The organism is Halorubrum sp. SD41 (assembly GCF_058630335.1).
The window spans coordinates 123,043-138,327 of sequence record NZ_JBZVGZ010000005.1 but is presented as its reverse complement, the minus strand read 5'-3'; the positions used below and the strand labels follow the sequence as shown (position 1 = coordinate 138,327).

General features: G+C 70.8%; 12 protein-coding genes. 10 read left to right on the top strand and 2 right to left on the bottom strand.

Annotated features, from left to right (window positions below; genetic code table 11):
- Positions 1 to 2,350 (bottom strand): DEAD/DEAH box helicase (locus AC4NMM_RS03515; protein WP_491923542.1); only part of this gene is annotated, 2,350 nt, incomplete at its 3' end.
- 216 nt (positions 2,351 to 2,566) lie between these two features.
- Here AC4NMM_RS03515 and AC4NMM_RS03510 point away from each other — a divergent pair.
- The 8 genes from AC4NMM_RS03510 (at position 2,567) to AC4NMM_RS03475 (ending at position 11,516) form a co-directional block, all read left to right on the top strand.
- The gene (locus AC4NMM_RS03510) at positions 2,567 to 2,929 is read left to right on the top strand and encodes a TRAM domain-containing protein (RefSeq protein WP_096394374.1); all 363 of its coding nucleotides are present in this window, start codon (positions 2,567 to 2,569) and stop codon (positions 2,927 to 2,929) included.
- A gap of 104 nt (positions 2,930 to 3,033) precedes the next feature.
- Entirely contained in the window at positions 3,034 to 7,614 is a 4,581-nt protein-coding gene (locus tag AC4NMM_RS03505; protein ID WP_491923541.1) for an LAGLIDADG family homing endonuclease, read from the top strand.
- A complete protein-coding gene (locus AC4NMM_RS03500) occupies positions 7,615 to 7,935 on the top strand; it encodes a DUF7854 family protein (protein WP_491923540.1) in 321 nt (106 codons plus the stop codon). It abuts the gene before it with no gap.
- 108 nt (positions 7,936 to 8,043) lie between these two features.
- Complete coding sequence (locus tag AC4NMM_RS03495; RefSeq protein ID WP_096394371.1) at positions 8,044 to 8,382, top strand: DUF7855 family protein; 339 nt, start codon at positions 8,044 to 8,046, stop codon at positions 8,380 to 8,382.
- Positions 8,379 to 9,194 carry a DUF7856 family protein gene (locus AC4NMM_RS03490; RefSeq protein ID WP_491923539.1) on the top strand — a complete coding sequence of 272 codons (816 nt, stop codon included), beginning with the start codon at positions 8,379 to 8,381 and terminating at the stop codon, positions 9,192 to 9,194. Before AC4NMM_RS03495 ends, AC4NMM_RS03490 begins: the two co-directional genes overlap by 4 nt.
- 67 nt (positions 9,195 to 9,261) lie before the next feature.
- Positions 9,262 to 10,053: a DUF7857 domain-containing protein gene (locus AC4NMM_RS03485; RefSeq protein ID WP_491923538.1), complete on the top strand. Its 792-nt coding sequence runs from the start codon at positions 9,262 to 9,264 to the stop codon at positions 10,051 to 10,053.
- Positions 10,050 to 10,700, top strand: coding sequence for a nucleotide-binding protein (locus AC4NMM_RS03480; RefSeq protein ID WP_491923537.1), 651 nt, complete (start codon positions 10,050 to 10,052; stop codon positions 10,698 to 10,700). Before AC4NMM_RS03485 ends, AC4NMM_RS03480 begins: the two co-directional genes overlap by 4 nt.
- 93 nt (positions 10,701 to 10,793) lie before the next feature.
- Positions 10,794 to 11,516, top strand: coding sequence for a peptidase (locus tag AC4NMM_RS03475; RefSeq protein ID WP_096394367.1), 723 nt, complete (start codon positions 10,794 to 10,796; stop codon positions 11,514 to 11,516).
- Positions 11,517 to 11,533: 17 nt separating this feature from the next.
- On the opposite strand, the gene AC4NMM_RS03470 is transcribed toward AC4NMM_RS03475, so the two are convergent.
- On the bottom strand, positions 11,534 to 11,839 hold the full coding sequence (locus AC4NMM_RS03470) for a HalOD1 output domain-containing protein (protein ID WP_096394366.1): 306 nt from the start codon (positions 11,837 to 11,839) through the stop codon (positions 11,534 to 11,536).
- A 121-nt stretch (positions 11,840 to 11,960) separates the two neighbouring features.
- Between AC4NMM_RS03470 and pheS the strand changes: the two genes are divergently transcribed.
- Positions 11,961 to 13,490 carry a phenylalanine--tRNA ligase subunit alpha gene (pheS, locus tag AC4NMM_RS03465; protein ID WP_491923536.1) on the top strand — a complete coding sequence of 510 codons (1,530 nt, stop codon included), beginning with the start codon at positions 11,961 to 11,963 and terminating at the stop codon, positions 13,488 to 13,490.
- Entirely contained in the window at positions 13,490 to 15,271 is a 1,782-nt protein-coding gene (gene pheT, locus AC4NMM_RS03460) for a phenylalanine--tRNA ligase subunit beta (protein WP_491923535.1), read from the top strand. Before pheS ends, pheT begins: the two co-directional genes overlap by 1 nt.
- The last annotated feature ends 14 nt before the right edge of the window (positions 15,272 to 15,285 follow it).

The following is a 15,285-nucleotide window of genomic DNA, read 5'->3' as shown; positions in this document are numbered from 1 at the left end:
CGCCCGCTTCCCCCCCCAGCCCGCCCGGGGCCGCGGTGGGGGGCAGCGCGGGCGGCCGGGGAAACCCGCCCCGGACAGCAAACCCCGGTTCGCCGGCGTCCGGTGGGCCGAACACGCCCACCGGGACCGTCGCCTCGCCGTCGAGGTACGTCGTCGTCGCGGTCATCTCCACGTCGTTGACGGTGACCCGGATCCCGGCGCGAGCGCTCCCGGAGACGGCGGTCACGGCGACCTCGCACATCTCGTTTTCGCCGACCGCGATGGCCTCCGGGAACTCTCCCCAGTCGACGTCGATCCGGGGGCAGTCGCGCGCGGCGTCGACGATGCGCTCCGCGACGGAGCCGCTCATCCCGGCGTTTTCGAGGTCTTTCGCGCCGGCGTCGACCACGTCGGCGGGCGAGGTGAGACCGGCGTCCGCGAGGCGCTCGGCGCGGCCGGAGCCGACGCCCTCGATCGCCGTGAGCGCGACCGCCTCGCGGGAGACGCCGTGCTCGACGCGCGCCTCGACGCGGCGGGCGAGGTTGGCGGCGCGCGGGCCGGCGAAGCGGTCGAGGAACTCCGCGAGCGCGGCGAGCAGGCGCAGCGCGTTCTGCCGGATCACCCACGCGTCCGACCGGAGGTCCGAGGGGATCGAGTCCGCCATCCCGGCGAGCAGGATGGCGAACACCTTGCGGTGGCCGTCCTCCAAGTCCGTGTCGCGCCCGTCGAGAATTCGGTCGATCGCGTCCGACTCGGCCGAGCGCGCCGAGACGGAGTCGAACTCGCCGGCCGAGGCGACGGTCTCCAACACGGAGTCGACCGTCAGCGTCTCGCGGTCGGCGAGGCGCCGGAAGCGGCGCGCGGTGTCCAGGCGGAGGTAGTACTTCGAGGCGAGGCGCCCGAGTCCGGTCGGCTCGATCGCGAGGTCGTCGTCGGCCGCGACGAACCCGTCGTCGACGAGCGATTCGAGCGTGTCGCGCACGCGGTCCCGGAGCGTCGGGAAGTCGTACGCCTCGGGCTCGGACTGCGCGCGGACGTAGTAGAAGGTGGTCTCCAGCCACGCCATCACGTCCTCCAGCCCCCGGATCGTCCCCATCGCGATCTCGGCGTTGAGGTGCGATTCGAGGTCGGCCGCGAGCCGCGATTCGATCTCTTTGCCCTCGCGCAGCAGCTTCCGGTACTTGTCCGCGTCCGCGCGGTCGCAGACCACCCAGCCGTACCCCACGTCGTCGTACTCCGGGCGCCCGGCGCGGCCGAGCATCTGGAGCACGTCGAGCGGCGAGATGTCCGTCTCCCCCTCCAGCGGGTCGTGGTACTTCGTGTCCCGGATGACGACGCAGCGGGCGGGGAGGTTCACCCCCCACGCGAGCGTCGACGTCGAGAAGAGGAACTTGATCTTCCCCTGCTTGAACCACTCCTCGACGCGGTCGCGGTCCGCTTTCCCGAGCCCGGCGTGGTGGAAGCCGACGCCGTCGGTGACCGACTGGCGGAGCGTGTCGTTGGTCAGCTCCTTGGCCTCGTTGTGGAAGTCGTAGTCGTCCCGCGAGTCGATCGGGATGTCGCGCTCGGTGATCTCGTCGCGCGCCTTCTTGGCCGCCTGGACCGTGTCCTGCCGCGAGGAGACGAACACCAAGGCCTGCCCGTCCTCGCGGACGTGCGGCTCGGCTAAGTCGAGCGCGCGGTAGAGCCGGCGGTACTTGTCGGCGAACGCGTTCGACCCGTGCGAGTACGTCTTCACCCCGGTCTCTAAGTCGACCGGGCGGTACTCGTCGCCGAACGCGTACGTCGTCTCCGCGGGGGCGTCGAGCCACTCCGCGACGTCGTCGATGTTCGGCATCGTCGCCGACAGCGCGACGACGCGCGGGTCCTGGAGCCGGCGGAGCCGCGAGACGGTCACTTCGAGTACGGCGCCGCGCTTCTCCGAGTCGAGCAGGTGGACCTCGTCGATGACGACGCAATCCACGTCGGTGATGAACGAGTAGCGCGCGGAGTCGTGCTTCCGCGTCGCGCTGTCGGCCTTCTCGGGCGTCGTCACCAGCACGTCCGCGCGCTCGGCGCGCCGGGGGTTGAGGTCGCGCTCGCCCGAGACGACGTAGACGGAGTAGCCGAGTTCCTCGAACCGCTCCCACTCGCTCTCCTTCTCGTTGGTGAGCGCCCGCAGCGGCGCGATGAAGAGAGCGGTCCCGCCCGCCGCGAGGGTCCGGCAGATCGCGAGCTCGGCGAGCGCCGTCTTTCCGGAGGCCGTCGGCGCCGACGCGACGACGTTGTGGTCGGTCTCCAGGATGCCCGGGAGCGCCTCCCGTTGCATCCGGTTGAACTCGTCGAACCCGAAGGCGTCGGCGAACTCCGGCACCGCGTCCGCGACCTTCACGGCACACCACACCCGTGCGCGAGCCGTCGGGAACCGCGGCTGTGTCGCATCGGATCGAGAGGGGGGCTTCGAGGGCAAAGGCGTTTCTCATGCGGGCGCGGCGGGACCGGGCCGGTCGCGAGTGGGCGGCGACGGCGTCGCGAGGTACCGCCATCGACCGTCGAAACGTCGCCGCCGACCCACACCGTTTAGGTGGTCCCGGTCGACCGCCCGGGTATGATTCCCACCTCGCCGCTCGTCGTCGGCCTCGCCGTCGCGGTCGCGCTGATCGCGCTGTTCGTGCTCGCTCGACGGCTCCGCGGCCCCTCCGCCGACGCGCGCGAGTCCAAGCGCGCCCACGACGCGGCTCAGGAGCGCGACCCGCCGGTCGAGATCGGCGAGACGTACGAGTTCGGCGTCACCGAGCTCACCGACCACCACTCCGGCGAGGAGGTCGCCGTCGGCAAGGTCGAGGGGTTCGTCCTCTTCACCGAGGACATCCCGGGCGGGCTCGAAACGGGCGACGTGATCCGCGCGAAGGTACTCTCGTTCAACGAGGGGCGCACCTCCGCCGACGCGACGTTCGTCGGGCGCGCGTAATCGGAGGCGCGGCGAGAGCGTGCCGTGGCTTCCCACCCCCGCCACGCGACCACGTCCGCCCCGAACCGGAGGTTCATACGTGATGCCGACGAAGTGGTGTCGCAATGGCTCAGGCCGGCACCCAGGACCTCACGGAGCGGTTCATTCAGTTCTATCGCAACTACTATCGGGAGGAGATCGGGCAGCTCGCGCAGCGGTACCCCAACGAGCAGCGCTCGCTGTACGTCTCCTACGACGACCTCTTCCAGTTCGACCGCGACCTCGCCGAGGACTTCCTGAACAAGCCGGAGCAGATGCGCGAGTACGCCGAGGAGGCGCTGCGGCTCTACGACCTCCCCGCCGACGTCAGCCTCGGCCGCGCGCACGTCCGCATCGAGGACCTCCCCGAGAGCGTCGATATCCGGGGAATTCGCGTTCACGACGACCACATCGGCAAGCTCGTCTCGATCCAGGGCATCGTCCGCAAGGCCACGGACGTCCGCCCCAAGGTGACCGAGGCCGCCTTCGAGTGCCAGCGCTGCGGCACCATGACGTACATCCCCCAGAGCGACGGCGGCTTCCAAGAGCCCCACGAGTGCCAGGGCTGCGAGCGGCAGGGCCCGTTCCGCGTCAACTTCGACCAGTCCGAGTTCGTCGACTCCCAGAAGCTCCGCATCCAGGAGTCGCCCGAGGGGCTCCGCGGCGGAGAGACCCCCCAGTCGCTCGACGTCGACATCGTCGACGACATCACCGGCGAGGTGAGCCCCGGCGACCACGTCACCTGCGTCGGCGTCCTCCACATCGAGCAGGTCGAGCAGGGCAACGAGAAGTCCGCCATCTTCGACCTGTACATGGATGGCGTCTCCATCGCCATCGAGGACGAGGAGTTCGAGGACATGGACATCACCGAGGCGGACAAACGCGACATCATCGAGCTCTCCGAGCGCGACGACATCTACGAGGCGATGGTCGGCTCCATCGCGCCCGCCATCTACGGCTACGAGGAGGAGAAGCTCGCGATGATCCTCCAGCTGTTCTCCGGCGTGACGAAGCACCTCCCCGACGGGTCGCGGATTCGGGGCGACCTCCACATGCTCCTGATCGGTGACCCGGGTACTGGTAAGTGTTTGAAATGTAACACAAAAGTGACACTTACAGACGGACGAGAGGTTCCGATAGGCGATCTCGTCGAGGAAAACCTCGATGATCCGAAACCGGTCGACGACGGCGTCTTCGACGAGGTCGATTTCGAGGTTCCATCGCTACAGTCGGACGGAACGATCGGATCCGCGCGAGCGACTAAAGTCTGGAAGCGCGAGGCTCCCGAAACGATGTATCGTATCGAGACTACCTCCGGCACGGAACTGGAGGTGACACCGTCGCATCCGCTTTTCGTCCAAGATGGTGCCAGACACGTTCCTCGGCGTGCGGATGAACTCAACGTCGGCGACTGTGTGGCCGTCGCACCGCGCGCTGCCACAGATGGTGGCGTCGCCGCGTCTGGTGGTCAGAACACCTCGGTCGTGGAAGAAGTTCGATTGGAGTCGATTGCGTCCATCAAGCAGGTCAAATCCGAGGATGACTGGGTCTACGACCTCGAAGTAGCGGAAACGCACAACTACGTCTCGAACGGGGTCGTCTCGCATAACTCCCAGATGATCTCGTACGTCGAGAACATCGCACCGCGGTCCGTCTACACGTCCGGGAAAGGCAGTTCTGCAGCCGGCCTTACTGCTGCAGCCGTAAGAGACGACTTCGGCGACGGGCAGCAGTGGTCGCTCGAAGCCGGCGCGCTCGTGCTCGCGGACAAGGGGATCGCAGCGGTCGACGAGCTCGACAAGATGGACTGCGTCACCGGCGACGCGCTGGTGACGCTCGCGGACGGCCGCGTCGAGCACATCGACGAACTAGCGCGTGAAGCGGCCGAGGACGGCGACGTCGAGGAGCTCTCGAACGGGCGCCGCGTCCGCGACGTCGACCTCGACGTCTGGTCGATGGACGAGGACGGGAACCTCGTCGAACGGCCGGTCTCCGCGGTCCACGAGTACGACGCGCCGTCGGAGCTGACCCGAGTGGCGACGGAGACCGGTGAGTCATTGACCGCGACCGCCGACCACCCGTTCTTCGTCCTCGACAACGGGGAGCGCGTCGAGCGCGAGGCGGCCGCGCTCGACGACGGCGACTGGGTGTACGTGCCCCGAGAGATTCCGACGAAGGCCGCCGACGGCGCCGGAGCGGCAGCAATGGCGGGCGGCGTCGGGAGCGTCGAACCGCTCGACGATGGATCCGTCGACGCTGACGGCGTTGACGCCGCGATGGCGAGCGTCCTCGGATACCTCTCGGGCGACGGCAACGTCTTCTACGACCGCGACGAGGGCGTCTACGGCGTCCGGTTCACCAACGCGGACGACGAACTCTTAGACGACTTCGAGCGCGCGGCGCGGGCGGCGTTCGACGCGGAGCCGGTTCGACCGCCGAGCGAGAAGGGTGACGACGGCGTCGAGACGGTTCGCATCACGGGGAAGGAACACGCCGACGCCGTCCTCGACGCGGGGATGAACCTCGGTCGGTACGACGAGAAGTGCTTCCCGACCCCCGTTTCGGCCGGGAGCCGCGCAGCGAAGGCCGCGTTCGTCCGCGCGCTCGCCGACAGCGAGGGACACGTCGACGAGTCGGCGGGCAACGTCCGGATAGCGTCGGCGAGCCGGGACCTGCTGGAGGGCACGCGGAGCCTGCTCTTAGGGTTCAGCGTGTCGAGCCAGCTCCAGCACCGCGAACGAGACGGCGGCCGCGACGTGTACTACCTCACGGTGACCGACGCCGACTCGCTCGCGGCGTTCCGGCGGTACGTCGGATTCACGGCCACGCGGAAGGCGGCGGCGCTCGACCGCGTCGTCGACGCCGCGGACGGCGACCGAACGATCCTCGACGTGGTCCCGGAGGTCGACGACGTGCTCGCGCGGTGTCGCGACTCACTCCGGCTCTACCAAAGCGAGTGCGGGCTCGACGCGGTCACGTATCACGACTTCGAGACCGGGGCCGCGAACATCTCGCTCCACCGCGCCCGCCAAGTGCTCGCGGCGTTCGAGAACAGACTGGAGACGGCCGCCGCCGACCGGGACGCGCTCGACGAGACGCCGACGTGGGAGACGCTCTCGGAGCTACGGCGCCGATACCACGTCTCGCAGTCCGAGTTGGCCGAGGGAACAACGCTGTCCCAACAGCAGATTTCCCGCGAGTGGGGCGAACGCGACGAGGTCCGTCGGGCGGTGACTGAGCGGCTCCGAGAGATCCTTACCGAAGTCGCGGAGACCGACCTCGACGACCTCCGCGAGTTCGTCCGCGGCGACGTGAAGTGGCGACGTGTGGAGTCGGTCGAAACCGTTCCGCCGGAGTCGACCGAACACCGTGGTGAGGTGCTGCGACAGCGCCTCGCCGACGTGATCGGCGGGTCGGTCGACACGGCGGAAGAGCGCGCTCGCGAACTGCTCGACCGCGGTCCGGTCGGCGAGACGCAAGCGGAGCTGTCGGCGGCGCTCGACGCGTATGAGATCAGTCAGGCGGACGTGGCGTCGAGACTGGACGTGAGTCAGGCGACCGTGTCGCGCTGGTTGTCCGGCGCCGTCGAAACGGACCGTCTCGGTGACCTGCGCGAGGCCGTCGCGGCTGAGGTCGACGCCGTGAAGACGGAACTGCGGTCGATACTGGCGCGGATCGAGGACGGACGGCGGCCGAAGGTGTACGACCTGACCGTCGAGGGGACGCACAACTTCGTCGCGAACGGGCTCGTCGTCCACAACTCCTCCGACCGCTCCGCGATGCACGAGGGCCTCGAACAACAGAAGATCTCCGTCTCGAAGGCAGGGATCAACGCGACGCTGAAGGCGCGGTGTTCCCTGCTCGGTGCCGCGAACCCCAAGTACGGTCGATTCGACCAGTACGAGCCGATCGGCGAGCAGATCGACTTAGAGCCGGCGCTCATCTCGCGGTTCGACCTGATCTTCACGGTGACGGACAGCCCGGACCCGGAGCACGACTCCCGGCTGGCGAAACACATCATCAAGACGAACTACGCCGGCGAGCTCAACACCCAGCGCGAGGAGCTGGCGAGCTCGGAGTTCACCTCCGAGCAGGTGGCGGAGGTGACCGAGGAGGTCGCGCCCGAGATCGACTCGGAGCTGCTGCGCAAGTACATCGCCCACGCGAAGCGGTCCTGCTTCCCGACGATGACGGACGAGGCGAAGGAGCTCATCGAGGAGTTCTACGTCGACCTGCGCTCGAAGGGCGCGGACGAGGACGCGCCGGTGCCGGTGACGGCGCGGAAGCTGGAGGCGATGGTGCGCCTCTCGGAGGCGAGCGCGCGGGTGCGCCTCTCGGACACCGTCGAGCGCGAGGACGCCGACCGCGCGACCGACATCGTCGAGTCGTGTCTCAAGGACATCGGCGTCGACCCGGAGACGGGGCAGTTCGACGCCGACGTGGTCGAGACGGGCACCTCGAAGAGCCAGCGCGACCGCATCAAGAACATCAAGGCGCTGATCGCCGACATCGAGGAGGAGTACGAGGAGGGCGCGCCCGTCGACGAGGTAATCGATCGCGCCGGCGAGATCGGGATGGATCCGGGGAAGGCCGAACAGGAGATCGAGAAGCTCCGGACGAAAGGCGAGGTGTACGAGCCCAAGCAGGGCCACCTCAGGACGACGTAGATGGACCGCATCTCCGCGATACGGAACGTCGAGGACGCGCTCCGTGAGTTCGAGAACGGCGACGCCGACCTCGCGGCCACGGAGCGGCGCGTCGCGGCCGTGCTCCGGACGTACGCCACCGAGTTCGACGGCGACGGTGACGTGTTCCGCGCGGTCGGCGACGACCCGGTCGACGGCACCGTGGTCGTCGCGCCCTCCGAGCCGGCCGCGCGCGAGCGCGCCCTCGCGGCTAGCGGGATCGGCGGCGAGAGCGACGAAGACGGCGACGCCCGGATCGACGGCGACGCCGACCGGCCGGATTTCGACGTCGAGCGGTTCTGAGGACCCGACTTCGGAGCCAGGGATCCGCGTGTCGGGTCGGCGTCGCTGAAGGCGGCTGAAACGTTCCGGTCCGGAACGGCTAAATTGGAAAACCGACCACCGGCGGGCGTGCTGCTGGTCGTGACGTATTCGGCGGCCGCCCGAACCGGTCTCCGGAACCTGTGTCGCCGCCACGAGTCGGTCGTCTCCCGGCGGTTCGGCCGCGCCGCGCTGTTCGACGAGACGGTGTACGCCGCCTTCCTCGCGCTGCGGCTGCGGGAGTCGTACGGCGGCGACGTCCAGATAGAGCGCACCGAGCCGTTCAACGAGTTCGTCGCCGTCGACGAGCCGGTCCGAGAGGCCGCCGCGGCCTACGCGGACCGGTCCGCGAAGTCGACGCCGTACGCCGCCTTCGCGGCGGGAACGGAGCATCCGGACCCGGACGAAATGCGCGAGCGAGAGCTGTGACCGGGGCGAGGTCGACGGCGTCGGGATCGGACAACGAGGAGGACGAAGACGAGAGGGAAGACGAGACCACCGCCGTCGAGGAGCCGCCGGAACCGAGCGCGGTGCTCGGGCGGCTCCCCACCGAGGCGGGACTCCGGCGGCAGCTCGCGGCGGCCGCGCGCTCGCGGGGCCGGACCGCGTCGGTCGCGGCGGAGATCGACGGGATCGAGGCGGAGCTCGCGGCGATCGAGATCGACCCGGTCGACCTGACGGCGGCGCGGCGACGGGTCGCCGAGACTACGGGGGAGACCGAGCGGCTGAAAGAACGGGTCGCGGCGCTGCGCGGCGACGCCCGGGCGCGACGCGCGGTCGACGCCGAGGCGGACGAGACGCTCAACGATCTGGAGGCGGCGGCCGCGGAGCTGTCGGCCGCGCAGACGGAGGCGATCGCCGCCGAGCAGGCGCTCGAACGGGCGCGGGCCGAGGCGGCCCGGAACCGCGACGAGCGGCGACGGCGGCTGCGGCTCCGCGACCGGCTCCGAAACCGGCGGCGGACCGCCCGCCGCGAACTCGGCGAGGCGGTCCATCCGGCGTTCCGGCGCGCGCTCGCGGTCGTCCCGGGCGGCGATCCGGACGCGGCCGGCGCGGCGCCGGGCGACTACGACGGAGACCCGGTCGCGGCGTCGCTCGCGGCGGTCAGGGTCGCGGCGCTCGACGGCGCTGTCGAACTGCGCGGCGACGCGGCCCGAGCGGTCGCGGCGTCCGAGCGGAGCGCGCGGTCGCTGCTCCGAGCGAGGGACGTTCACCTCCGAGGCGCGTCCGACGGGCGGTGAGTCCGACGGCGGCGGCGCGCGGCGGGTCCGTCCCGAGACTTAAATACGATTCCGCGGCACTCGGCGCATGAAACTCGACTGGTCCGTCGACCGCGAGGGGGACGCGTCGCTCGTCGGCGTCCGGGTGCGCAACGACGGAGCGGTCCCGCAGCGCGTCCGAATCGAGAGCCGGCTGGACGGCCCCGTCCTCCCGCCGCGGCGCGGCGGCGTCCCCGAATCCGGGTGGGACGAAGACGGCGTGATCGCGGAGATCGATCCGGGCGACCGCGCGGCGTTCGGGTTCGCTGCGCTCGCCGATCCCGTCGAGCCGCCGGTCGAAATCGCGAACGTCGAGCCCGCGGACGCGGACGACGGTCGTACGGCGGCCGAGGGCGAGTCCGACCTCGCGCGGGCGGCGGTGCGCGACCTCGAATCACATCGCCCCCCGCGGCGCGCGGTCGCCGGGGCGGAAGCGGGTGACGCCGTCAACGAGGTGGACGGTGACTCGGTAATTGGCGACGGCGAGGAGGGCGACGGCGAAGAGGGCGACGGCGTCGACGGGGGAGCGAGGGACGGCAACGCGGACCAGTCGGCGGTCGCCGATCCGACGCCGAGCGCGGCGGACCCCGACGAGATCGACGCGTGGTTCGCGGCCGTCGAGGCGCGGATCGAGCGGGCGGAGCGACTCGACGACGCCGACCTCGCGACGGCGACGGCGGTCGTCGAGGAGGCCGGCGGCCTCGACGCGGTGGAGGGACTCGACGAGTGCGTCGCGGCCGACGCCGAGCGCCTGAAGGCGGTCCGCGACCGCGCCGCGGCGCTGGCAGAGCGCGCCGAGGAGAGCGAGGTCCCGACCGAGGCGCTGGAGGGACTGGCGTGATCCTCGCGGTCGCGGGCGGGAAGGGGGGCGTCGGGAAGACGACGCTCGCGTACAACGTCGCCGCCGCGCTCGGCGGGGTCGTCGTCGACGCCGACCTCGGGATGGCCGACCTGCCGGACGGCCGCGGTCCAGATCTTCACGACGTGCTCGCCGGCGCGGCGGACCCGACAGAGACGGTCCGGTCGGGGCCGGTCGACGTCGTCCCGTGCGGGCGGACGCTGGCCGGCGCGCGGGCGGCCGACCTGACGCGGTTGGCGGGGGCGGTCGCCGCGGTCGAGCGCGAGTTCGGGACCGTCGTCCTCGACTGTCCCGCGGGGCGCCGCGCCGACGCCGGCGTGCCGCTCGCGGTCGCGGACGCCTGCCTCCTCGTCGTCTCGCCCCGGGCGTTCGCGCTGGCCGACGCGATCCGCACCCGGGAGCTCGCTCGCGAGCTCGACGCCGGACTGGTCGGCTGCGCGGTCAACCGCGTGACGGAGGAGCCGCCGGTCGGACCGATCGGCGACGCGCTCGGCGCGCCGATCGAGGTGGTCCCGGCCGATCCCCGCGTCGGGCGGTCCGTGGCGACGGAGCGCCCGATCGTGAGCGCCGCACCCGACAGCGAGGCCGCGGCGGCGGTTCGGGCGCTCGCGCGGCGCGTTCCGGAGTGAGGAGCGAGACGGGTGAGGTGTGCGAGACGAGAAGAGCGGAAACGCGTCGCGACACCGCGCCTTTTTACTCCGGTCGTCCCGTCGGCGAGAGCGATGATCAGGGTCGCGCTCGTCGTCGGCGTCGGCGTCCTCGCCGCGCTCGCGGTCTCGGTGGGACCGCTGTACGCGGCCGACCGCTACCGGGAGTTACGGGAGCCGACGGACGCGGAGCGGGCACAGATCGCGGCGCTGGCCGACCCCGGCGGACTTGACCTCGACCGGGTCGCGATCGAGTCCGTCGACGGGGAGGGTGACGACCGCGGGGACGACCACGGCGGCGACGGCGACGAGGGCGGAGGATCCGCGGCCGCCGGCCCCGCAGAGGTCTCGGTCCGGGGGCCGCCCGGCCGTCGGGTGCTGTTCCTCACGGCGGACGTGTTGACCGACCTCGACGAGGACGTGGCGGTCGGGCTGCTCGCGGCGGAGGCGGGGCGGGCGGCGACGTACTACGCCGAGTTCCGCGCCGTCGCAGTCGGGGCCGTGCTGGCGACGTTGGCAGCGGTCGTCACGGCGCTCGTCCCGTTCGAGTCCGGCTTCGCCGCCCTCGTCGCCGTGGGGGTCGCCTCCTTCTGGGCCGGCCGACGGGTCCAGTACGCGGCTGACGCCCGCGCCGCGGACGCGGTGGGCGCTGAGCGGGTCGCGGACGCGTTCGAACGGGTCGCGGAGCGCCGCGGGGTCGAGCCGGAGACCGGCGACTGGTCGACGTGGTTCGAGGTCCAGCCGCCGCTCGGGGACCGGATCGCGCGGCTCCGCGAGCGGGCGGGCGGCGAGAAGTAGACGCGTCGCCGATCGGTTCAGTTGCCGTCTCGACGGGCGACCGCGGTGTCGGGGCCGACGCGGACGTCGTAGCCCGCGACCGTGAGCGAGACGTCGACGTCGCTGTCGGACCGACCGGCGACGAGCGCGTTCAGCGCGTCCGGGTCGACGTGGTCGTACAGCACCACGCCCGCCTCGGGGAGGTCGGTCGGGTCGACGCCGGCGAGTTCGGCGATCGCCTCGACGACGGCGAGGCTGGGCGCGGGGCCGTCGCCGCCGTGGCGGACGCGGGTCGTCTCCGGGGCAGAACCGGAATCGCTCGATCCGGCCGTTGCGCTGCTCATAGCTCCCCTACACCGATACAGTATATAACTCATTCGTTCAATTTATCAGAAACGATTCTCTTCCGGCGTCCCGGTCCCGGAACCGTTACCAACCAGCCGCACGCGTGTAGAGACAACTCGAATGCGACTCCCGGAACGACAGCTCGCGGTCCTCGAGGCCGCGAGCGCGACGGACGAACGAACGGTGGCGGAGATAGCTGCGGAGACGGACCTGAAGCCGGAGACGGTCGCCGGCGCGGCGTTCGACCTGGCCGACGAGGGGCTCGTCGAGGTCGGGTCGGCGACCGACGAGACGCTCGAACTCACCGACGAGGGACGGACCTACGTCGACGCGGGGCTCCCCGAGACGCGGCTCTACCGGGCCGGGCTCGACGCGGGCGCCGACGCCGAGCCGGCCTCGATGGGCGAAGTCATCGGCGGAGCGGGCCTGGAGGGCCCCGAAGTCGACATCGCCTTGGCGAACTTCGCACGGAAGGGGTTCGGGAGCGTCGACGGCGGCGAGCTCTCGGTCGACCCGGACGCCGACCCGGACGCCGACCCCGAGGCGACGGCGCTCGACGCGCTCGCGGACGCCGACAGCGAGGGGGCCGACACCGACGCCCTCGGCGTCGACGAGGCGGTGATCGACCAGCTGGACTCGCGCGGGTTAGTGGCGGTCGGCGAGTCGGTCACGCGGACGGTGACGCTGACCGACGACGGCGTCGACGCGCTGATGACCGGCGTGGAGGGGACCGAGACGGTCGGGGCGCTCACGCCCGAGCTCCTCGCCAGCGGCGAGTGGCGCGACGCCGAGTTCGCCGAGTACAACGTCGAGGCCGACGCGGAGACGGCTCGCGGCGGCCGGAAACACGTCCTCCGCCGGACCGCCGACCGCGTGAAGGACGTGCTGGTCGGCATGGGCTTTCAGGAGATGGAGGGGCCCCACGCGGACGCCGACTTCTGGATCAACGACTGCCTGTTCATGCCTCAGGACCACCCGGCGCGGACCCACTGGGACCGGTTCGCGCTCGACGTGGACCCGATGGAGGGAATTCCCGACGAGCTGATGGCCCGCGTCGAGGCCGCCCACCGCGACGGCTGGGGGCTCGACGGCGACGGCTACCACTCGCCGTGGTCGGCCGACTTCGCCCGCGAGGTCGCCTTACGCGGCCACACCACCTCGCTGTCGATGCGCTACCTCTCCGGGATCGCGGGCGCGGAGCTGGAGCCGCCGCAGCGCTACTTCTCGGTCGAGAAGGTGTACCGCAACGACACGCTCGACCCGACGCACCTGCTGGAGTTCTTCCAGATCGAGGGGTGGGTGATGGCGGAGGACCTCTCGGTGCGCGACCTGATGGGCACCTTCGAGGAGTTCTACCGGCAGTTCGGGATCACGGACATCCGGTTCAAGCCGCACTACAACCCCTACACCGAGCCCTCCTTCGAGCTGTTCGGTGAGCACCCCGAGACGGGCGAGGAGATCGAGATCGGTAACTCCGGCGTCTTCCGCGAGGAGGTCACCGGCCCGCTCGGCGTCGACTGCGACGTGATGGCGTGGGGGCTCGCCTTGGAGCGACTGGCGATGCTCACGACCGGGGCGGAGGACATCCGCGACCTCCACGGGACCCTCGCCGACATCGACTTCCTGCGGAACGCGGAGGTGAGCTACTGATGCCCGTCGTCGACATCGACACCGACGAGCTGCGCGGATTGACGGGTCGCACCGACACGAGCGACGAGGAGTTCAAGGAGGACCTGTTCGGGCTCGGCTTGGAGTTCGAGGGCGAGACCGACGACGGGCTCCTCCAGTTCGAGTTCGCGCCCGACCGGCTCGACCGGCTCTCCGTCGAGGGGGTCGCGCGCTCGCTCCGCTACCACTACGGCGACGACCGCGGCGTCTACGTCCCCGACACGAACGACCCCGAGTGGACGATCGAGGTCGACGAGTCGGTGCCCGACGAGCGGCCGTACGTCACCGGCGCCGTGGTCCGCGGCCTCGACCTCGACGAGGGCGCACTCGACTCGCTGATCCAGCTCCAAGAGAAGCTCCACGCGACGATGGGCCGCGGCCGCGCGAAGGGCGCCATCGGCATCCACGACCTCGCGATGGTGAAGGGCGCGCCCCTCCAGGAGGGCTCGGAGCCGTCGATCGCCTACCGCGGCGTCGACCCCGACGGCGATACCTTCGTTCCGCTCGACGCGAACGACGAGCTGACCCCGAACGAGGTCTTGGCGGAACACGACACGGGGACGACCTACGCCGACCTCGTCGAAGGGCTCGACCGCTACCCGGCGATCTACGACGAGCTCGGGCTGTTCTCGTTCCCGCCCGTCATCAACGGGAAGCGCACCGAGGTGACGACCGGCTCCCGCGAGCTGTTCGTCGAGCTCACCGGCACCGACCAGTGGACGATCGACCGGATGTGTACGATTATCTGTTACGCGCTGTCGGCCCGCGGCGCGACGATCGAGGAGGTCGAGGTGAACTACGCCGACGGCGCGACCCACCCGAGCGAGTACGGCCGCGAGCTCGTCCGCCCGAACCTCGACGTCGACGAGAAGACGGTTTCGCACGACCGGATCGAGACGCTGCTCGGCGTCGAGTTCGAGCCGGAGGAGGTCGTCGACTGCTTCGAGCGCGCCGGCCTCGACGCCTCCTACACCCTCGACGAGGACGTGTCTTACGAGGTGGAGATTCCGCCGTACCGCGTCGACGTACTCCATCCGCTCGACCTCGTCGACGACGTGGGGCGCGCGTACGGCTTCGACAACTTGGAGCCGCGCTACCCCGACGTGGGCACCGTCGGCGGGCGCCACGAGCGCTCGCGGTTAGAGGACGCGGTCCGGACGAGCCTCGTCGGCCTCGGCTTCGAGGACCTCCTGAACTTCCACATGACGAGCGGGACGGAGAACTACGACCGGATGAACGTCGAGCCGGGCACTGGCGGCGCCGCGGTCGCCGGGGCGGACGAACCGAACGCGAGCGCCGGCGTCTTCGGCGGCGGCGACCCCGTGGAGATCACGGAGCCGTACAGCGAGGAGTACACCCAGCTCCGCACCTGGGCGCTCCCGTCGCTCGTGATGTTGTTAGAGCGGAACACCCACAACGCCTACCCGCAGGACGTCGCCGAGGTCGGCTTCGTCGCCGAGCGCGACGACGACGAGGACGCGAACGTCGCCGAGTCCCGCCACGTCGCCGGGGCGGTCGCCCGTCGCGACGCCTCTTACGAGGCCGCGAAGGGGCGCCTCCAGGCGCTCTGTGACGACTTCGACGCCGAGCTGGTGACCCCGCGGACCGAACACCCCTCGTTCATCGAGGGCCGCGCCGCCGCCGTCGAGGTCGACGGCGAGCGCGTCGGCGTGATCGGCGAGCTCCACCCCGCGGTGCTCGTCGAACACGACCTGGAGGTGCCGGTCGCGGCCTTCGAGTTCGAGCTCGACGCGCTGCGATAGGCGGCCGCGCTCGG